We start from the raw sequence: 22051 nt of genomic DNA, 5'->3' as shown, positions 1-22051 counted from the left end.
GATGTCCGCTTCCCCCCATTCCTCCAGAATTCGGCCCGGAGCTGGGGAAGTCACTCCGCTCGACGAGTGGAGTTCACCCGATCGTGAGCCCCCGTGAGCATCACGTGACGACCCCACTAAGTTGGACACGGACGATATTGGGGGGCTCGGTGGTGTATCTCGCCAGAAGTCTCTCCGCACGAAGGGGGAGCCGCCATCACAGCGACCAGTGAGTCCCAGGTCCGGCAGGCGCTCGCGCCCGGTTCCGTGGTGGTCGTGCGGGACGAGGACTGGTTCGTCCAGTCCACCGAGCAGACGGCGGACGGGCTCTTGGTCCACGTCCGCGGGCTCACCGAGCTGGTGCGGGACACCACCGCCAGCTTCTACGCGAGCCTCGACAAGATCGAGCCGCTGGATCCCGCGCAGGCACAGGTCGTCGCAGACGCGAGCCCCCACTACCGCACCGCGCGGCTGTGGGTGGAGTCCACCTTCCGCAAGACCCCGATCCCGCTCGGCGACCGCTCCCTCACCGTCGCGACGCAGGGTCTGGCGGACGCGCTCAGCTACCAGCAGTCCGCCGTCCGACGAGCCTTAGACCCAGAGAATCTGAGGCCCCGAATCCTCCTGGCGGACGCCGTCGGGCTCGGCAAGACCCTCGAGATCGGCATGATCCTCTCCGAGCTGGTCCGACGCGGGCGGGGCGAGCGGATCCTGATCGTCACCCCGAGGCACGTGCTGGAGCAGATGCAGCACGAGATGTGGACCCGGTTCGCGCTGCCCTTCGTCCGGCTGGACTCGGCGGGCATCCAGCGAGTGCGCCAGAAGCTGCCCGCCACACGCAATCCGTTCACGTACTTCAAGCGCGTGATCATCTCCATCGACACGCTCAAGTCGGACCGCTACCTCGCGAGCCTCAAGAAGCAGCGTTGGGACGCCGTCGTGATCGACGAGTCCCACAACCTCGCCAACAACGCCACGCAGAACAACCGGCTCGCGCGCATCCTGGCCCGCAACGCCGAGGCGCTGATCCTGGCCTCCGCCACCCCGCATAACGGCAAGGCGGAGTCGTTCTCCGAGCTCATCCGCCTACTGGACCCCTCCGCGGTGCCGCCGTCCGGCGAGCTGAACGCCAAGGAAATCGAGCATCTCGTCATCCGGCGCCACCGGCACAGCCCCGAGGTGGAGTCCGTCGTCGGCGCGGACTGGGCCGAGCGGCAGCCCCCGCACAACGTCCTGGTGCCGGCGAACCCCGCGGAGAACGCGATCGCCCGCGAGCTCGAGGACGTCTGGCTGTGGCCGCAGGACGCGAGCCCCTACTCCGGCAAGAACTCCGCGCTGTTCCCCTGGACCCTGGCGAAGGCGTTCCTCTCCTCCCCCGCGGCGTTGCAGGAGTCGATCAAGGAGCGCACGAACCGCCTTGGCCCGGATGCGGACGTCGAACGCGCGGCACTGCAGCGCCTCATGGATCTCACCGAGGACGCCCTCGCGCAGCCGTCGGCGAAGTACACGGCACTCGTCGAGCACCTGAAGAGCACCGGCGTCGGTAAGAACTCCCCGAAGCGGGCCGTCGTGTTCGCCGAACGCGTCAAGACCCTCCGCTGGCTCGCCGAGAAGCTGCCGAAGGATCTCGGGCTCCCCGCCGATGCCGTCGAGATCATGCACGGCGGCCTGGCGGACGACGAGCAGCAGCGCGTGGTCCGCGAGTTCAAGCAGGAGAGCGCGAAGGTCCGGATCCTGGTGACCGGGGACGTCGCCTCGGAGGGCGTGAACCTGCACGCCCAGTGCCACGAGCTGGTGCACTACGACATCCCGTGGAGCCTGATCCGCATCGAGCAGCGCAACGGCCGCATCGACCGCTATGGCCAGAAGCACCCACCGCGGATCACCGCCCTGCTCCTCGACCCGGCGAGCGAGCGCTTCGCCGGGGACGTCCGCATCCTGCGCAGCCTCATGGAGAAGGAGAACGAGGCGCACACCGCCCTCGGTGACGCGGCCTCCCTCATGGGCTCCTACGACGTGAAGGCCGAGGAGGAGCAGATCCGCAGCGTGCTGGCGCGGGAGAAGTCTCTCGACGACGTCGTCCGCACACCCGCGCAGGTCCAGGCCGGGAGCGACCTCTCCAGCCTGTTCGCCCAGCTCAGCAATGCCGCCTCCGCGCCCGAGCCGGCCCCGACGGTCGTGCCGACCGCGGGCACCGGCCTCTTCGAGGACGACTTCGCCTACCTCGACACCGCCCTCGCCGCCGCGTTCACCGATCCCACCAACCCCGTCTCGAACGACGGCGTGGAGTGGCGGCCGGACACGACCTTCGGCACGGCGTCCCTCGTCCCGCCGGACGATCTCGCCCAACGTCTGGAGGTCCTCCCCCAGACCTACCTCACCGACCGCAAGGTCACCTCGCGGCTCATGTTGGCGACGACGACCTCCCGCGGGAAGGACCGGCTGGCCGCCGCACTGAAGGACGAGACCGGCTCGAACTGGCCGGACGCCCACTACCTCAGCCCGCTGCACCCCGTCCTCGGCTGGGCCGCGGACCGGGCGCTGTCCTCCTTGGGCCGCAACGAGATCTTCGCCGTGCGCGGCGAGGTCGACGACCCGACGGTGCTGCTGCTCGGCACCCTCACCAACCGCGGCGGCGAGATCGTGGCCGCCACCTGGTTGAGCGTGGCCTTCCCGGTCCCGGACTTCGCGCTGCTCACCCCGCACGAGTCCGCGGCGGCGATGCTCGCGGCGGTCGGCTGGGACCGCAGGCGCGACAACCCCGGGGGTGTCGAGAACGTCGCGGACCTCCAGCGGCTCGTGACTCCCGCCGTCGAGAAGGCACAGGCACAGATGGGGTCGCTGGTCGCCGCCAACGAGGCGGACGTCGCCCGCCGGGTGGACTCCTGGTCGCAGCGCCTCGACCGCTGGGACGCCGAGGCGGAGAAGGCCACCCAGAACGCCGGCCTGCGGCAGCGCCGGGTCACGGTGGCGCAGGAGAAGGAGCTGGTGGAGGCGATGCGACCGGACCGGCAGCTGGTGCGGCCGCTGCTCGTCGTCGTTCCGGAGATGGGAGCGCAGCAGTGAGCGGCTCGGACGCGATCCTCGTCGGCGAGAGCTGGATCTCCGAGCACTACTTCGGCTCCGAGGCCACCGCCCAGTCGTTCCACGCCGAGGTCCTGGCCCGGCGCAAGACGTGGGATGCCGAGGAGAAGGCCGACCGCCCCACCCCGCGCACCCGGTTCACGAAGGTCCGGCAGAAGCTGGAGGTCGACCTCGCCGCGCTGGCCGAGCTCGCCGACCGCGAGTCCGCCGTGGTGCACGACGCCGAAACCGTCGCCAAGGCCGCCCGCGACGTCTACGCCGAGATCGTGCAGGTCCTGGAGCTGCGCCAACACGGCCTGCAGGTCGCCGAGACCGGGCCGCTGTGGCGGATCTCCGCGGCGGGCATCACCGAGCGGGCGCCGCTGGCCGTGGTGCTCGCCCGCCCCGCGGTCACGCACGAGGACGCCCTGGCGAAGGACCAGCCCACGCTGCTGGAGCCGCTCGCCCTGACCGACGACGGGCCGGAGTTCACCTCCGCCGCGCGGCTGGTGTCGGCGCTGTTCGTCGACGAGTCCGCCGCCCCGGACCTCGCCCTGATCCTGGCCGGGCGATGGATCATCCTCGCGGAGCAGGAGCGGTGGGCCGAGGGCCGCTACCTCGCTGTGGACCTGCAGCTCATCTGCGAGCGGAACGAGACCAAGCGCGGCGGGGAGATCGACCGCGCGCTGACCTGCCTGTCCGCCGAGTCCGTCGCGCCGGACGCCGCCGGGAAGCTCTGGTGGCTGGAGACCCTCGAGAAGTCGGTCAAGCACACCGTCGGGGTGTCCAAGGATCTCCGCGAGGGTGTGCGGCTGTCCATCGAGATCATCGCGAACGAGGTGGTGGCCCGGCGCAAGGCGCAGGGCCTCGAACCGCTCCCGGGTGCGGACGCCAACGAGCTGGCCAAGCAGTCCCTGCGCTTCCTCTATCGCGTGCTGTTCCTGCTCTACGCCGAGGCGTCCCCCGAGCTGGGCGTGCTGCCCGCCGGTGCCGCGGAGTACGACGCCGGCTACAGCCTCGACCGCCTCCGCGAGCTGGTGCAGGTCGAGCTCGCCACCCCGCGGGCACAGGCGGGCACACACCTCTACGAGTCGCTGTCGGTGCTGTTCGGGCTGGTCGACACCGGGCACGCACCCGTGGTGGTCACGTCCGAGTCCGACGACGAGGACGGCGCCGGCCCCTCCGACGGGCTGCATTTCAATGCCCTTCGCGCGGACCTGTTCCTGCCCAAGGCCACGCGGTTCATCGACGCCGTCGGGCTGGGGAACGCGGCGTTGCAGAAGGTGCTCGCCCATCTGCTGCTCAGCAAGGAGCGCAGCGGGAAGGACCGCGGCTTCATCTCCTACGCCGAGCTCGGCATCAACCAGCTCGGCGCGGTGTACGAGGGGCTGATGTCCTACACCGGCTTCTTCGCCGAGACCGATCTCTACGAGGTCGCGAAGGGCGGGGACAGCAGCAAGGGCTCGTGGGTCGTGCCGGTGAGCCGGTCCGAGGGCATCGCCGCCAACGATTTCGTGAAGGCCGAGGACCCGCGGACGGGCGAGAAGAAGCCGGTCCTGCACCAGGCAGGGTCGTTCGTGTTCCGGCTCGCGGGCCGGGAGCGCCAGCAGTCCGCCTCCTATTACACGCCAGAGGTGCTGACCCGCTTCACCGTCGGCCAGGCGCTGGAGGAGCTGCTCGATCAGGACGGTGAGCGGACCAGCGCCGAGGAGATCCTCGGGCTGACGGTCTGCGAGCCCGCGCTGGGCTCGGGCGCGTTCGCCATCGAGGCGGTACGGCAGCTCGCCGAGCAGTACCTGAAGCGCCGACAGGAGGAGCTCGGCGAGCGCATCGACCCGGACGAGTACCCGCGCCGGTTGCAGGAGGTCAAGGCCTACCTGGCCCTGCACAACATCTACGGCGTAGACCTCAACGCCACCGCGGTCGAGCTCGCCGAGATCTCTCTGTGGCTGGACACCATGGTCTCCGGACTCTCCGCCCCATGGTTCGGCCTGCACCTCAAACGCGGCAACTCCCTCATCGGCGCCCGCCGCGCGATCTATCGCCGCAGCCAGGTCGCGGACAAGAGCTGGCTCTCCGCAGTCCCGAAGGATCTGCCGCTCACCTCGCTGCCCGCGGACATCGAGGCCGGCCGGATCGCCTCCGACCTCGGCGACGGCATCCACCACTTCTTGTTGCCTGCCGACGGCTGGGGCGCGGCCGCGGACGCCAAGGAGGCCGCGAGCCTGGTCCCGGACGCGGTGAAGAAGCTCAAGACCTGGCGCGGGTCCACGAAGACCAAGCCGTCGAAGGCGCAGGTCGCGGCCCTGGCGGAGTTGGCGAACCGGGTGGAAGCGTTGTGGCAGATCAGCTACCGACGCCTGCACATCGCCGAGCAGCAGATCCGCCGGTCGATCCCGGTCTGGGGCGCGGGCTCGCTCCCTGCTGGTGGTGAGGTCACGCGCGAGGAGATCGAAGCGTCGCTCGCCGACGAGTCCGGTGCCTACCGCCGGTTGCGGCGGGTCATGGACGCCTGGACCGCCCTGTGGTTCTGGCCCCTCACCGACGCTGCGGTCACGGTCGACGGTGTGCGAGTCCAACCGCCCACTGTGGACCAGTGGATCGCGGGGCTCCAGGCGCTGATCGGCCGCAACCCAGAGTTCGGCAAGGAGCACACGAAGAGCGCAGCTCGGACCGCTGGCCAGATCTCGCTCGGCGAGGCGACGAGCTGGGAGGAGCTGGGCGAGGCCGAAGAACTGGCCCTGGACTTCGCCGGCGCCCGCCCGATCAAGGCGCTGCTGGTCGAGCACCCGTGGTTGGTGGTGTGCGAGCGAGTCGCGCAGCAGCAAGGCTTCTTTCACTGGAACATCGACTTCGCCACGGTGTTTGCTGCTGGCGGCGGCTTCGACCTACAGGTGGGGAACCCGCCGTGGGTGCGACCTATCGTCGACGTGGACGGGCTGCTAGCGGAAAGCGATCCGTGGTGGAAGCTTACGGTGAAGCCGACACAGGCCCAAATTGCCGCCAAACGCGAGGAGTCACTATCTCACCCGGAGACCATTGATCTATTGCTAGCAGGGACGACAGACATTGTCGCCACAGCCGATTTTGTTGGCTCACTGACTCAATACCCCTACCTCCAAGGCCTGCAGCCCGACCTGTATCGCTGCTTTATGGCTAGAATGTGGCAGCACGGCTCGCGCTCCGGCACTATGGCAATGATTCACCTTGAGTCACATTTCACCGACGACAAAGCCGGCCCGCTTCGCGCCGAACTTTACCGAAGACTACGGAGGCATTGGCACTTCCAGAACAAACTTATGCTGTTTGAGATTAAAGACGAAAAGATCTATGGCGTCACAGTCCACGGCGCCCGAAGGCAAGAGTCGAGCTTCCTTCAAGCTTGCTGGCTCTACCATCCAGAAACCGCCATCCGGTCACTCATGCACGATGGCAGCGGCCCCGAACCTGGAATGAAGAATGACGCTGACGAATGGGACCTTCGTCCACACAGTGGGCGGATTACTCACGTCACCGATGCGGTTCTTGCGACCTGGCACGCGTTCCTCGAAGCATCCTCGACTCCAATACCTCAAACTCGAATGGTCTACGCAGTCAACCGAGCAGTAGCGTCCGCGCTCGACAAGCTGGCCCAATCTCCCCGCATAGGAAATCTGGAGATGCGCGTGTCCACAGGCTGGCACGAGACTGGTGACCGGAAGAAGGGACGCTTCGAGACCGAGTGGGGGGCACCCAAATCTTGGGACGACGTAATTCTCCAAGGCCCACACTTCTTTGTTGGCACTCCGCTCTACAAGGTCCCTAACAAGACCATGCTGCACAATCAAGACTGGTCAAACACAGACTTCGAGGCCACCTCCCCAGAAACCATCCCGATCACCGCCTATAAGCCGACCGGTGACCGCAACCGCTATAGTCGCGAATATACAGACTGGGGCGATCCGACCAAGCCCGAACCTGCACGTGATTACTATCGAATCGCCTGGCGCGCCATGGCGGCCAACACAGGTGAGCGAACTCTCGCACCAGCGATAATTCCGCCGGGATCTGCACACATTCACACTGTTTCAGCGCTCGGAAAACCTGACGGAGAATTGAAGGACCTGGTCGCAGCCAGCGGATTCCTCAGCTCAATAATTAGCGATTTTTCAGTTCGTGTTGCACCGAAGTCAGGCATTAGCACCAGCACCGTCAGTAGGTTGCCCTGGTCACCGGGCCCGCTTCAGAACGGTCTGATCTTGCGCACTCTTCGCCTGAACGTGGTAACCGACGCCTACGCTGAACTGTGGGCGCAATGCTGGGATCCGGCCTTCTCGGGTGACTCCTGGGCTAGCGGGATTCCACACGCACGCCGTCACCAGTTGGGCACCCCCGGCCCCACGTGGACCGGCGAAACCCCGCTCCGCATCGCCGCCGACCGCCGTCAGGCACTCGTCGAGATCGACGCGATCGTCGCACTCACTCTCGGCCTTACCGCCGACGAACTCTGCACCATCTACCGCACCCAGTTCGCTGTTCTCTACGGCTACGACCGCAACACCTACTTTTACGACGCGAACGGTCGCTTGGTGCCGAACTCCGTGCTCACCGTCTGGCGCAGAAAGGGTGAGCGGATCTCCGAGGAGGAGCGCACCGCCACCAACCAGGCGGGCAACACCTACATCTACGAACTCCCGTTCCAGACCCTCGACCGTGAGCACGACATGCGGGTCGCGTATGCGGAGTTCGAGCGGCGGCTTGCGGAGCGTTCATGAGTGAGCTCCTCCCCACGATCCAGGCCGGGAGCATCCGGCACAGCCTGGTCGACTACCTGACCACGACGTTTGGCCTCACCGATCCCGGCGCGCGCGACGCCCTGGATCGCTTCCTCGGCGATCCCGAGTCCGGGATGTTCAAGGGGCCCTATGTGCGGCTGCGGTTGCCGTTCCGGCCAGCCGACGAGGGCTGGCGGCAGAGCCTGGAGTGGTACGAGGGGCACACGCCGTACGGGCATCAGGCGGCGGCGTTCGCGCGGCTCTCCTCTCTCACGAACCCCAGACCGCTGCCCACCCTCGTCACCACCGGCACCGGGTCCGGCAAGACCGAGGCGTTCCTCTACCCGCTCCTCGACCACGTCCTACGGGCGAAGCGCGAGGGCGTGACCGGGACGAAGGCACTGATCCTCTACCCGATGAACGCCCTGGCCAACGACCAGGCCGCCCGCCTCACCAGCTTCGTCACCCAGAACTCCGCGCTGCGCTCGATCACCGCTGCGCTCTACACCGGGCAGAAGGACGCGCCCCGCACCATGGTCACCGAGGACGGGCTGATCACCGACCGCGGGATCATCCAGGACGAGCCGCCGGACATCCTGCTCACCAACTACAAGATGCTCGACCAGCTCCTGCTGCGGCATGCGGACCGCAACATCTGGCGCGCGTCCGCGACGAGCCTGCGCTACCTGGTGCTCGACGAGTTCCACACCTACGACGGCGCGCAGGGCACGGACGTCGCGATGCTGCTGCGGCGGCTCGGGATGACGCTCAAGAGCTACTGGAGCGACACCGACCCCCGCATCACGGCCGAGGACCGGGCGCGGCCGCTCGGCCGGATCACCCCCGTCGCCACCTCCGCCACCCTTGGAGACAAGGGCGATCCCGGCGTCATGCTCGGGTTCGCCGAGACCGTGTTCGGGGAGCCGTTCGGGCCGGACGCGGTGGTCACGGAGTCGCGGCTCACCCACGACGAGTGGGCCGAGGGCTCGGCCTCCGTGCTCGCCGCGATGGGCCTCGAACCCACCGCCATATCCGAGCTGCGCGTCGCCGAGATCAACACCGCGCTCGACCTGCTCGGCGAGGATCCCGACGGCGCCGAGCTCGCGCGGGCCGTGTTCGCACTGCTGTACGGCAAGGAGCCCGGTGAGTTCGGCACCGCGGTCGCGGACCTGCTGCTGCGGCTGAGCCAGGCCCATCCGCTCGTCGCGGCCATGGCACGCGAGTCCGGGGACGCACTCAGCCTGAGCGCGCTCGTCGAGCGGGTCGTGGGGCAGACGGCCACGCCGAGCCTCGCCGCGACCGGGCGCGACCGGGCGTGGGAGAGCCTGCTGTCCCGCGTGGTCGCTGCGCTCGGGCACGTTCGGGCCGCGATGGGGCGGGACGCGCTGTCCGTGGAGGCGCACCTGTGGGTGCGCGAGCTGACCCGCATCGACCGCGCCGCCGACCCGACCGCCGTGTTCCGGTGGGGAGACGACGGCCCGCCGACCGGGGTGCACGACGCCGAGGACGTCCGGCCGTCGTTCCCCGCGCTGTACTGCCGGCGGTGCGGGCGTTCCGGCTGGGGCGTCGGGCTGGCGCCGGTCGGCGGCAGCCTCGCCGCGAACGACGACTCCATTCGCCGCGACCACGCCAGCCGCGAAGGCCGCTTCCGGCCGCTCATGTCCGCGGCCACCGAGGCGGATGCGGTGTTTGGCGGTGAGCCGCCCGCGGCCGGCCTGGCCTGGTTCTCGGTCCGCACCCGCGAGCTGCTCACCGCCACCCCGGCCGAGGACGATCCCGACCTGCGGGACGGGTGGGTGCTTCCCGTGCTCACCCACGCCGGGCAGGAGGCGGACGAGGACTCCCGCAAGGACACCTGCCCCGCCTGCGGGCAGGAGGACGGGATCCGGTTCCTGGGCAGCGCGATCGCGACGCTGCTGTCGGTGTCGCTGTCCACGCTGTTCGGGTCGGCACGGGTGGCGCCCGGGGAGAAGAAGGCGCTGGTCTTCACCGACTCCGTACAGGACGCCGCGCACCGCGCCGGGTTCGTGCAGGCCCGCTCGCACACGTTGACCCTGCGTGCGGTGTTGCGCGAGGCCGTCGCGGACGGGCCGCTCACGCTCGACGGCCTGGTCGACGAGGTCATGCGCAGCGCAGGAGACAAGGCCTCGGCCCGCTACCGCCTCCTCGCGCCAGACTGCGCGGATCGCGAATCGTTCACTCCCTTCTGGACGGCCGAGAAGTACCGTCAGATCCCGATCGCCGTGCGGTCGCGGGTGCAGAAGCGGCTCGCGCTGGACGCGATGCTGGAGTTCGGGCTCAACTCACGCACCGGCCGCACCCTGGAGCTCACCGGCTCCGCGGCCGTCGGCGTCGAGGCCGGGCAGCCGCCCAAGATGATCGCTGCGGCGCGGAAGGTGCTGTCCGGCGTCGCCGTCCAGACCCGATCGGACACCGCGGACGGCGAGCAGCCGGACGCCGTGCTGCTGCAGTGGGTGCGCGGGCTGCTGGACCGGATGCGATCGCTCGGCGCCGTCGAGCACCCGTGGTTCGAGCGCTACCGCCAGGAGGACGGCAACCGCTGGTGGGTCTCCGGCGGCCGCCCGCGCGGCGACGGGATGCCCGCCTTCCCCAGGGGCCGCCCGGCGCCCGGCTACCCCCGGATCGGCGGGAGCGGGGACCCCGCGGGCGAGGGGCTGGAGCCGGTCACCACGCCCAAGTCCTGGTACGCGCAGTGGACCTCCCGGGTGCTCGACGTCAGCCCCACCGACGGCGGCCGGCTGGCCCGTCTGCTGCTCGAACAGCTGACCCGCGACGGGGTGCTCACCTCGATCACCAGCACCTCCGGGGCCGCGGTGTTCGCCATCCCGGCGGGCGGCGTCGTCGTCAGCCCGACGTCCGCGGACGACCTCGCAGCGGGGCAGAACCTGCTGGTCTGCGGCACCTGCCGGGCTCCGGTCACCGGGTCGACGACCACGGTGGAGCAGCTCACCGGCGCCCCGTGCATGCTCGTGAGCTGCACCGGGCGGCTGCAAACGAGCCCGCTCGCGGAGAACTTCTACCAGCGGCTCTACGCCTCCCCGGACATGCGGCGGGTCGTCGCGCGGGAGCACACGAGCCTGCTGGAAGACGAGGTCCGGCTGGCCTACGAGAACGGGTTCAAGGGCGCGCAGGACAGCCCAGCGGCGCCGAACGTCCTGGTCGCGACCCCGACCCTGGAGATGGGCATCGACATCGGCGATCTCTCCGCCGTCGTCCTGGCCTCGCTCCCCCGCACCGTCGCCTCCTACCTGCAGCGCGTCGGCCGCGCGGGCCGGCTCACCGGCAACGCGCTCAACCTCGCGTTCATCACCGGGCGCGGCGAGCAGCTGCCCAAGCTCGGCGACCCGCTGTCGGTGATCAACGGCGAGGTCCGGCCGCCCGCGACCTACCTGCGCGCCGAGGAGATCCTGCGCCGCCAGTACACCGCACACCTGGCGGACGAGTTCGCTCGCGACGAGACCCGGCCCCACCCCCGTCGGGCCCGGAGCGCCATCGGGTCGAGTCAGCCCGGCACCTTCCTCGGCGACCTGATCAGTCACGCCGAGACGCACGCGGCGGCGCATCTCGACCGCTTCCTCGGCGCGTTCAGCGCACTGTCCGGCGACGTCGTCGGAGCGCTGCGGGCGTGGCTGGCCACGCCGAACGGGCCCGGGACCAGTGCGTTCGCCGCCCAGGTGCACGCCGCGAGCGGCCGCTGGCAGAGCACCGTCGAGGAGCTGAAGCACCGGCAGCAGGCGATCGACGACGCCCTGCCCGCGCTGATCGCGCAGGCCCAGTCCAGCGCCGCCACCGAGGACGACCGCCGCGCGCAGCGCTCGGCCGAGACCGCGCGCAAGCTCACCTCCGGGCAGCTCGCGCACCTGCAGGGCGAGTACTGGATCGGGGTGCTCGAGGAGTACGGGCTGCTGCCCAACTACACGTTGCTCGACGACAACGTCACCCTCGACGTCGGGCTGAGCTGGATGAACCCGGACTCGAAGGAGTTCCAGACCGACCACGCCCGGATCCAGCGCGGCTCGGCGCAGGCCATCCGGGAGTTCGCGCCCGGCGCCCGCTTCTACGCGCGGGGGCTGGAGATCACCATCGACGCCGTCGACCTCGGGGTGGACGGGGTGGCGATCCGACCGTGGGTGTTCTGCCCGGCCTGCGGCTACGCCGTGGACGTCGACGCGGAGGGCAAGACCAAGTCTGTGCCGACGTGCCCGCGGTGCGGGAGCAGCGGGGTCGGCGACATGGGGCAGCGGCTCGGGGTCGTCGAGCTGGCGCACGTCACCGCGGAGATCCGGCGGGACGAGGCGACGATCACTGACCGCCGCGACCAGCGGGACAACCGCTACTTCCAGGTCGTCACGGCGGCGGACGTGGATCCGGCGGACTTCGGGGACCGGTGGTTCGCCGAGGACATCGGGCTCGGCTGCACGTATCTGAAGGCGCTCACGATCCGGTGGGTCAACCTCGGTACCGCCGGGCACGGCGCCACCCGCACGATCGCCGGCGAGGACATCTCCGGCGCGCTGTTCCGGGTGTGCGAGGGCTGCGGGAAGCTGGACACGGACGCGGGCCAGAACAAGGCCCACGAGCACCGGCCGTGGTGTCGGTACCGGACCTCGACGGACGAGCACACCACCACCGTCGCCCTGTCCCGGACCCTACGGACGCAGGGCCTGCTGCTGCGGCTGCCCAGCGCGGTGACCATCGGGGACGACTTCGCCGCGCCCAGCCTGGCCGCCGCGCTGCTGCTCGGGCTACGTGAGCAGCTCGGAGGGCATCCGGACCACATCCGGGTGGAACACGTCGTCGACCCGACGCTCAGCGACGGCTCGGACAACCACGAGGCGATCCTGCTGCACGACGCAGTCCCCGGTGGGACGGGCTATCTGGCGGAGCTCGTCCAGTCTGACGTACTGCGATCGCTGCTGGCGACGGCGTGGAAGCGGGTGCGGGACTGCGAGTGCCGAACCGAGCCTCGTCTGGCCTGCCACCGCTGCCTGCTCCCGTTCATCGCGCCCGGCCAGGTCCGACGGGCATCTCGGGCGTCGGCGGAGCGGCACCTGCGCACGCTGCTCGGGTTTCGGCCTGACGATTCCAGCCTCGACGACGTGCCGGCTTGGACGATCACCGAGGTCCCGCCGGCCGAGGATCCCGAGTCCCACCTCGAACAGCGCTTCCGGAAGGTGTTCGTGGAGCGGCTCAAGAAGATCGGCGCAGCGACCCAGGAGGTCCCCGGCCCGTTCGGCAACTCCGTGCGGTTCACGATCCCGGGGCAGCCGCGGCAGTGGACGCTGACGCCGCAGGTGAACGTCGAGAACTCGCGCCCGGACTTCGTGCTGGAGACCAACGACACGTCGGTGCCCACGGTCGCGATCTTCACCGATGGGCTCACCTTCCACGCCACCGTGGCGCACAACCGGCTGGCGGACGACGCCGCCAAGCGGCACATCCTGCGGGACACCGGGCGGGTGGTGATCTCGGTGTCGGCGCGGGACGTGGTCGCGGCGGAAGAGGGCTCTGTGACTGCACCGGCCTGGTACTCGGACGCCACCGTCGGACAGCTGATGGCGAACGCGCAGTTCATGGCCTCGCCCGCCGCCTACCAGGCGCTGCGCTCGGGCCCGGTCGACTGGCTGCTCGGCTGGGTGTCCTCCCCCGAGCCGGTGCACGTCCGGTCGGTTGCGCGGGCGGTGCCGATGTTCCTGCTGGCCCAGACCACGGTCGTCCTGCTCCCGGCGGAGGCCGAGCTCTCCGAGGCGGCCCGGAGGGTGCTGCTGGGCACGGACGCGGCGTCCTCGGGTCCGCGCAAGGCGATGGTCTGGCGTTCCGGGTCGTGCGCAGTCGCCATCGAGCTGGACGGCGCGCTCGTCGCCACCGCGCTCGTCCTCGACGACCGCGCCGAGGTGCTGGACGCCGCGCACGGCGACTCGTGGCGGGAGTGGCTGCGGCTCTCGAACGCGCTCGCGCTGCGGGACTGGCCCACGGCTGTCTCGACGACGACGCTCGGCGCCACGCCCGCCGCCGTCCCGGTGACGGCGCCCGCAGCCTCGGCCGATCTTCCCGAGCTCCCCGAGGACTGGGCGAGGGCGGCCGACCAGGCGCGGGCCGGCTCGGAGCGTGAGCTCGTGCTCGCCCTCGCCGCGGCGGGCGCCCCGCTGGCGCCCGCGATCGGCGGGGAGAGCCCCGAGGGGATCATGATCGACGTCGCCTGGCCGAGCCTGAACGTCGTCGTCGAGACCGAGGACATGCCCGCCGAGGACCGCACGGACCTGGCGGCGGCCGGTTGGGTCGTCGTCCCGCCCGATCCGGCGGCGATCATCGCGCAGCTCAGCAATGCCGGGGAGGCGTAAGTGCCCACGCTCATCATGACCAAGTGGCCGAAGAAGCTCGACGGCTCGGTGCGGTCGAAGGCGATGGCCTTCCTGCAGAAGCTGTCGGCGGACGACACCGTCCCGGGGCTGCACGTCGAGCCGATCCAGGGGTCCGCGGACCCGCGGGTGCGCACCGGCCGGGTGGACGACTTCTGGCGCGCGGTCATGTTCCGCCTCGACGGCGACGGGGAGCGGCACTACGTCATCCACGGCGTCTGGCCACACGACGAGGCGAACAAGGTCGCCGAACGCGTCCGGCTGAAAGTCAACCCGATCAACGGGCTACCGCAGATCGAGGAGACGCCCGCGGGGACGGAGGCACCCGCCGTGCCCGAACCGACGGTGCGGGAGCCGGCCGCCACTGTGGTCGCCGAACCGGAGGCCGTCGTGCAGGCGGACGAACCGGTCGTCGATAAGCCTCTGCTGGTTCGGCGCGGGCGGACGCGGACCGCACTCGTCGACCGGCTCGGCCTGCCCGAGGAGATCGCCGACGCCGCCCTGGCCGCGCCGGACGAGGACGCCGTCCTCGCCCTCGCACAGCGGCACGAGGGCTGGATCGGGCTCCTGCTCGTCGACCTGACCAGCACGGACTCGATCGACGAGATCCACGACAAGCTCCAGTTGGACGACCCGGCACCGACGACCGGCACCGAGGACGACCAGCTCCTCGTCTCGCTGCGCAAGCCCGCCGCCGCGGCCCAGTTCGCCTTCATCGACGACCAGGACGAGCTGCGTCGGGTCATCGAGGACAGGGACTTCGGCGCGTGGCGGGTGTTCCTGCATCCCGAGCAGCGCACCTACGTCACGAAGGACTACAACGGGCCGTTCCGGCTGTCCGGCGGCGCGGGGACCGGCAAGACGGTCGTGCTCGTCCACCGCGCGCGGCGGCTGGCTCGGCAGAACCCGCAGGCCCGCATCGTTCTGACGACGTTCACCACGAACCTGGCCGACGCCCTCCGCGAGAGCCTGGCGCAGCTCGACCCGCGGGTGCCACAGGCCGCGAAGCTCGGCGATCCCGGTGTGTTCGTCGCGGGCGTCGATGCTCTCGCCGCCGCGGTGATCCGCGGCGGCGACGTGGCGAAGGCCGTGCAGGCGGCGCTGGGAGAGGAGCGGTCGAGCCCGAACGGCCGCGTCCCCGGCACCCGCTGGCGGGCCGTCCTCGACACGGCGGGCACCGACCTGCCGCCCGAGATCGCCAACGAGACGTTCCTGGCCACCGAGTACTCGCTGATCGTCCTGCCCCACGCCGTGGGCACCGAGGCCGAGTACCTCCGCGTGCGGCGCCCCGGGCGCGGCGTCGCGCTCGACCGGGCCAAGCGGTCCGCGGTCTGGTCGCTGATCTCCGCCTACCGGGCCCAGAACCGCATCGACGGGACGCTGGACTTCGGCGAGGCCGCCGCCGTCGCCGCCGCGCGCCTGCGGGAGACCGGCCCGCTCGCCGACCACGTCCTGGTCGACGAGGGCCAGGACCTCTCCCCCGCCCACTGGCAGCTACTCCGCGCGCTGGCAGCCGACGGAGCGGACGACCTGTTCATCGCCGAGGACTCCCACCAGCGCATCTACGGTCCTCGGACGGTACTGAGCCGCTACGGCATCAAGATCGTCGGCCGCTCTCGGCGGCTCACGCTCAACTACCGCACGACCGCCCAGAACCTGCATTTCGCGCTCTCGATCCTCGACGGCGGCTCCTATGTGGACCTGGAGGAGGAGCCTGAGGCGACGGGCTACCGGTCGGCCCGCTCCGGCCCGAACCCGAGGATCGACCAGGTCACGTCGCTGACCGGCGAGCTCGACACTATCGCCGCCCGGCTGACGGGCTGGCTCGCGGCCGGCGAGGCCCCCGAGACCATCGCGGTCCTGGTCCAGGACCGCTTCCAGCGCGAACGCGTGGTCACCGGCCTCACCGAACGCGGCGTCCCGGTCCGCGCGGTGGACCGCGAGCAGCCCACCGCGGGAAAGCCGCTGGTCATGACCATGCACCGGGCCAAGGGCATGGAGTTCACCAAGGTCGTCCTCGCGGACGTCGGGCAGCGTACTGCCGCTGAAACCGCCCGCCTTGCCGTCCTCGACGAGTCCGGCCGCCACGATGCCGAACTCCGCACCCGCTCCCTGACCTACGTCGCCGCCACCCGAGCCCGTGACGAGCTGTCGGTGATCCAGCGCGGGGTCTAGCAGCAGCGCGCTGCTACGAGCAGGCCCGCCACACCCGTTCTCGTGGCGGGCGTTCAGTACCGCCAACAGAAGCAGGACTGAACTGACCAGCACCTTTCGGCGCGACGCGGCGCTGGCTTGCAGCGGGTGCTCTACCGGGGCTATCACACCGGAAGCGGCGCAGCGAGGCTTCGCCCGAAGACGAGCGCGACCGTCATCGAAAGTGATGAACGTAGAAAGTGGCGTCCACCAAGGTGGTGTGCGACCGGCTCGGTGACGGGCGAGGCATCGTGTAGGGCGGCCACCGCGTGATCTTCTGAACGCCTCTCACAGCCAACAGGAGATGGATCACGCGATGACCGCGCCCTCCAGTATCGACCCCACCGAGTTCCTGCACGAGCAGCTGTCCCAGGCGAGTCCCGACCTGCTGCGCCAGATGTTGACCACGTTCATCAACACCCTCATGTCCGCCGATGCCGACTCGGTGTGCGGAGCCGCCTGGGGCCAGCGCTCCGAGCAGCGGACGAACACCCGCAACGGCTACCGCCACCGCGACTTCGACACCCGCGCCGGCACCATCGACGTGGCAATCCCGAAGCTGCGCAACGGCTCCTACTTCCCCGACTGGTTACTGGAACGCCGCCGCCGCGCCGAGCGAGCGCTCACGACGGTGGTCGCGACCTGCTACCTGCTCGGGGTCTCGACCCGGCGCATGGAGAAGCTCGTCGAGTCCCTGGGCATCACCCGGCTGTCGAAGTCCCAGGTCTCGATCATGGCCGCCGACCTCGACGACCAGGTCGAGCAGTTCCGGACCCGCCCGCTCGACCAGGGCCCCTACACCTTCGTCGCCGCTGACGCCCTGGTCGTGAAGGTGCGCGAGGACGGGCGGGTGGTCAACCTCCACGCCCTGCTCGCCACCGGGGTCAACGGTGACGGGCACCGGGAGATCCTCGGCCTGCAGGTCACCTCCGCCGAGGACGGCGCCGGCTGGCTGGGGTTCTTCCGCGACCTGACCGCCCGCGGTATGTCCGGGGTCAAGCTCGTCACCAGCGACGCCCACCAGGGCCTTGTCGCCGCGATCGGGGCGACGTTGCCCGGCGCGGCCTGGCAGCGCTGCAGGACCCACTACGCGGCGACCTGATGGCCGCGACCCCGAAGTCCTCCTGGCCGTGGGTGCGGGCGCTGCTGCACTCGGTCTACGACCAGCCCGACGCCGCGAGCGTCCACGCACAGTTCGACCGGGTCCTCGACGCACTCTGCGAGAAGCTGCCGAAGGTCTCCGAGCACCTCGACACCGCGCGTGCCGACGTCCTGGCCTTCACCAGCTTCCCGAAGGAGGTCTGGCGCCAGATCTGGTCGAACAACCCCAGCGAGCGACTCAACCGCGAGATCCGTCGCCGCACCGACGTCGTCGGGATCTTCCCCGACCGCGACTCCCTGATCCGCCTGGTCGGCGCCGTTCTGGCCGAACAGCACGACGAATGGGCCGAAGGACGCCGCTACCTCGGCCTCGACGTCCTGGCCCGCGCCCGCGTCACACCCGTCCCCGACACCCCGACCGGCACCGAGGAGGTGACCCCCACCCACACGATCCCGGCGCTCAGCGCCTGACAGAACAGAAGATCACGCGGCAGTCGTCACACACCACGCCAGCGGACTTGACCACGTAGAAACGGGCAAACGGTATCGCGCGACACGAGGGTGAACCGGCCATTCGGCCGCAGCACGTCCGGCCGCCAGGCCCAAGGAGCACGGGATGTCCGAGACCACCCAGCAGCCTTCCACCGACTCGTTCGTCACAGGGTACGTCGCGCCGACAGTCCCACCGCAGAATTCGGGGCCCGACGAACCGGCGGCGCTCGCCGCCCCGATTCGTCCACGCCGGTGGCCTCTGCTGCTCGGCGGCATGGCGCTCGGCGGGGTGATCGCTACCGTGCCGGCGGTGATCGTCGCCCTGACTCTGGCGCCTGCCGGCACACCAGCAGCAGGTCCCACGGCGTCCGCCCCGACGGTGTCGGCCTCGTCCCCGACCGGCGGAGGCGGCACTCCGGTCGCGGCCGCCCCCGCAGCGCAGGGTGAGGTGGGCGACCAGCTGACCGATGTGGGCATCACTGTGACCGTGACCTCCGCGGAGTTCGTGCCGGACGTCATGGTGTCCGACAGTGCAGGGTCGGCCTCGGCGACCTACGCACCTCAGGGACCAGGCGACGGCGCCCGCTACTTCGCCGTCCGGACTCACGTCGTCAATGACGGACAGCAGAGCATCGACCTCGCCTGCGGCTCGGCGATCACGAATGCGCTCATCGACGACCGTGGACGAAAGTTCGACGCGCTCGACAGCCTCTACAAGATCCAGGGCAACCCCTACTGCAGCGACGCCGTGCAGCCCGGCTTCGAGGCCGACATGACCTACGTCTACCGCGTTCCGTCCTCGGCGACGATCACCTCGTGGTCCTTCGCCGACGCAGCCGATCCGACCTCGTCCAGCCGCCCCGGCACCCTCGTGCAGGTCGGCTGATGACCACTCGGTGCGTTCGGAACCGCGACCCATGTGGAGTCCAGCCGGTGCCTACGTCTGCCGGTTCGACACCGTCACGCGGTTCGAGTGGCCGATCCCGGTCCGTGGAGGTCCCCGACGTCCCGTGGCGTCAGTGGTCGGGCCCCTCGCCCTCGGAGCCAGTTCGGCTCAGCGCAAGACAGTGGGACGGGTCCTTCGTCGAGGGCTCGCCGTTCCCGTATGGCCCCTGCACAAGACTGTCACCCGCAGGGGTGGAACGATCACACTCTGCCGCGCGTCCGCGCTAGGTCGATCATGCGTGGCGCGGTAGGGGTACGGTCAAGGGGGACGGGCATGAGGCTGCCGACGCTTCGTGATCACGAAGCGCCCACGTCCGCGTCCGTTCGGCCTCGTGACCTGCTCGACGACTCCGAGCATCTGTACGACGGGGATCTCGTCGACGCGATCGGCGCCGACCCCGACCCGGGCGAAGCCCACCGCCGTGAACTCCTCCTCCAAGCGCTCGCGGCGTACGAGCGGCTCCGTCTCCGCGAGGCGCCCGATTCGGATCCCGGCACGGTCTTCGCCAGGTGGCCCGCCTGCACTCTCGTCGCGACGGCGTGGCTGGCCCGGCGCGCTGAGGATCTCACGGCCTCCCTGGCGGCGCTGCTCGGCGGTCCGGCGACCGGTTGGCTCGCAGGATGGGCTCACGCATGGGACATGCGCCCGGAACTGCGAGGCCACATTCACTTGCCGGGCCTGACCGCTGCTGTGCGGGCCAGCGGCGCCGTCGGGTCGGTGGTGGGTGCTCCACTCCTACGGCTTGATCTCGAACGGGGCGCACTCGTCGTCGCCTTCCCCGACGAACGCCACGGGGCTTCCGTCCTGGTGGGCGGGGGCGAGTGTCCTCGCGCCGGTAACGGGTTCCTGCTGGCGCGGCCCTCGCGGATCGCGACCTGCACGGACGTGCTCGGTGGCGTCCACGTCGTCGACGTCGTCGACATCACGGACCCGCTCATCGTCTTCGACGAGACAGGATCCCGGCTGCCCGCGGGTGCCGCCCTACCCGCAGGCGAGGTCTGGGTTCTCCACCTCGGTACCCCCACGGCGGAGGCGGTCGACGGGACCTGGCAGGTCCTGGAGCACGCGACGCCGCCCGTCGGGTGGTCCCGGTGGTGGCTCGCGCGGGTGTCGCTCGCCGGCGCGGCTGCCATCCGCTCGGCGGTGGACTTCGGGCCGCCGCCGGGTCCTTGGCGGCCGGTGCAGAGCACCGCACAAGCCGACCTGCTGCTCGGCGAACCCATCGAGGGGCTCCTGGGGCCGGACGGCGAGCCGGTCCACGGGGAGCCCCCGCGGCTCCGTCTGCCCGGGGGCGCGAGTCAGACCTGGACCATCGAGCTGCTCCGCGACGGCGCGGCGCTCCCCCGGCGGTGGACCGCCTTCGGTGGTGCCGTCGTCTCACTCGCGGACGGGTCGACGGGGCCGTTGGTGGGGCGGTTCCGCGTCGCCGCCTCGGCGCCGGGGCAGTCGCCGGTGCGGGCATCGGTAACCCTCGCCCAGGGCGTCTCGCTGACGGCGAGGCGCCGGCTGCGGCTGCTTCGCGAGAACGGCGGACTCACCTCCGCCGACGTCAAGCTCAGCGCCCCCGCCGGGGTGCTGGTCCCCTCCGTCGTGTCGCTGAAGTCCATCGAGATGCGGACATCGGTGACGATCCGTGCCGCGGACTCGACGCACCGCCTGGACGCCGTGGTCGAACTCCCCCACTGCGCGCTGCGGCGCCGGGTGGCGGGAGAGAACGGAGTCTGGGGCGTCCGGCCCGAGGCCTTCACCCTCGACGACCTTGCCCACGGCGCATGCCTCGACGTGCAGCTGCCCGCCCGCCTCCGCGAGGCGCTCGGTCACGTCCCCGCGCTGGTCGCCACCGATCCCGCGGGCGGCCGTGACCAGCTGGTCCGCGGAGCCCGAGTGGCCGACGGCGTGTACCGGTACCGGCTCGCCGCGCTGCTCGACTCTGTGCGCTCCGACGGCAGCCTCGCGCTCTCGCTCGTGCTCGGCGACGGCTTCACCGCGCAGGTCGCCCGGATCCGCGGTTCCGCCGTGGCCGAGGCGGTGCTCCGCCGCGGCGACGAGCTGCGTCTGGTCGACCGGGACCCCGCACCGGAGCTCGTCGTGCGGGTGACGTCGCCGCTTACGCCATGGCTCCGGCCGTGGGAGGTCACCGTCGCGCCCGGCGAGTCCGCCGTGCCGCTCGGCCCGGGTTATGTCCACGGTGGGCTGCTGGACGTCCGGGTTGGCGCACCCCACCTCGCCAGCCGGACAGACCGGTCCTTCCGCATCGGCGACCCGAACCGGGTGCCGACCGCCCTGTCCGGAGTGGAATTCCAGGCGGCTGCTTACCTGGCCGGCCAGGCGCCCCCGCCCACCGGGATCGCCGCCTACCGCCTCCTCTGGGCGGCTGCGGACGCAGGCGGACCCGCGACCGACGCGGGCAGCCGAGCGCTCGTCACCCAGGAGTGCGCCGCGGTCCTCGGCGAGCGTCCGTACGCCGCGCTGGTCGCCGGGGCCCGTACGGCGATGCCCGCGCACCGAACCGTGCCCATCCTGGTCCGCTCCGGGCTCGCCGCCCACCGGTTCGCCCGGGTCGACCGGCCCGAGGCGATCACGCTGCTCTGGGAGAGCAGCCCCCTGCTGTCGCTGCTCCTCACCTCACCGCTGCTGCCCTACCGCAGCGGAGCCGTGGACTGGTCTCCCGCTGAGCTGAGCACGGAGGAGGCCCTGCTCCTCGACGCCGCGGAACGATATGCCAGTCCCGCGGGGTTGGACATCCTGACCGGCGAGCGACGGTGGGACGGGCCCGTGCCCCCGAAGCCGCTTCTCGACGTGACGGACGCTCCATCTCCTGCCGCCACCACCGCGCTCACCGGTCTGGACGAGCTGCGCGCGTTCGCGCACGCCTCAGCGTTCGGCGAGCTGTTCTCGGTGCTCACGCACGTGCGCGCACCCGGAGCCTCCTCCCCGCGGGAGGTCTCGCTCGGATTCGCGATCGTCGCCCGGCTCGCCGCGCACGGGGACCCGGACGCGGCGGAGGCCGAGCCCGGCCTGCGTGTCGCCTGGCTCGCCGTCGTCGCCGCCGACCCCGGCACGGCCGCCTCCGACCTCGCCTTGGCCGAGTACCTCGTCTCCCACTGGCACGCCCACCGTGCCTGACACCGCGAAGGAGCAAC

The 22051-nt window shown here is 70.6% G+C and carries 6 protein-coding genes and 1 pseudogene; all 7 read left to right on the top strand.

Annotation, left to right across the window (positions count from 1 at the left end; genetic code table 11):
* Positions 1–255 precede the first annotated feature (255 nt).
* A complete protein-coding gene (locus tag DMP15_RS13245; RefSeq protein ID WP_337825958.1) occupies positions 256–3045 on the top strand; it encodes a helicase-related protein in 2790 nt (929 codons plus the stop codon).
* On the top strand, positions 3042–7796 hold the full coding sequence (locus DMP15_RS13240) for a class I SAM-dependent DNA methyltransferase (RefSeq protein WP_337825957.1): 4755 nt from the start codon (positions 3042–3044) through the stop codon (positions 7794–7796). Before DMP15_RS13245 ends, DMP15_RS13240 begins: the two co-directional genes overlap by 4 nt.
* Positions 7793–14158, top strand: a complete 6366-nt coding sequence (locus DMP15_RS13235) for a DEAD/DEAH box helicase (RefSeq protein WP_337825956.1) — start codon at positions 7793–7795, stop codon at positions 14156–14158. Before DMP15_RS13240 ends, DMP15_RS13235 begins: the two co-directional genes overlap by 4 nt.
* Positions 14159–16351 (top strand): UvrD-helicase domain-containing protein, encoded by a 2193-nt coding sequence (locus DMP15_RS13230; protein ID WP_337825955.1) that lies wholly within the window; start codon positions 14159–14161, stop codon positions 16349–16351.
* A 334-nt stretch (positions 16352–16685) separates the two neighbouring features.
* A pseudogene (locus DMP15_RS13225) lies at positions 16686–17941 on the top strand (IS256 family transposase).
* Between the two features lie 145 nt (positions 17942–18086).
* Positions 18087–18848 carry a hypothetical protein gene (locus DMP15_RS13220; protein WP_337825954.1) on the top strand — a complete coding sequence of 254 codons (762 nt, stop codon included), beginning with the start codon at positions 18087–18089 and terminating at the stop codon, positions 18846–18848.
* Between the two features lie 780 nt (positions 18849–19628).
* On the top strand, positions 19629–22034 hold the full coding sequence (locus DMP15_RS13215) for a hypothetical protein (protein ID WP_337825953.1): 2406 nt from the start codon (positions 19629–19631) through the stop codon (positions 22032–22034).
* Positions 22035–22051: the final 17 nt, after the last annotated feature.

Origin of the sequence: Pseudonocardia sp. UM4_GMWB1 (genome assembly GCF_017312155.1) — a bacterium.
GTDB classification, from domain to species: Bacteria; Actinomycetota; Actinomycetes; order Mycobacteriales; family Pseudonocardiaceae; genus Pseudonocardia; species Pseudonocardia alni.
The sequence above is the reverse complement of the archived record's forward strand: the minus strand, read 5'-3'. Positions and strand labels throughout refer to the sequence as shown.

Bases quoted from the DNA above. Each gene is read 5' to 3' on its own strand.
- DMP15_RS13220 (WP_337825954.1), top strand. From the start codon at position 18,087: ATGTCCGAGACCACCCAGCAGCCTTCCACCGACTCGTTCGTCACAGGG.
- DMP15_RS13235 (WP_337825956.1), top strand. From the start codon at position 7,793: ATGAGTGAGCTCCTCCCCACGATCCAGGCCGGGAGCATCCGGCACAGC.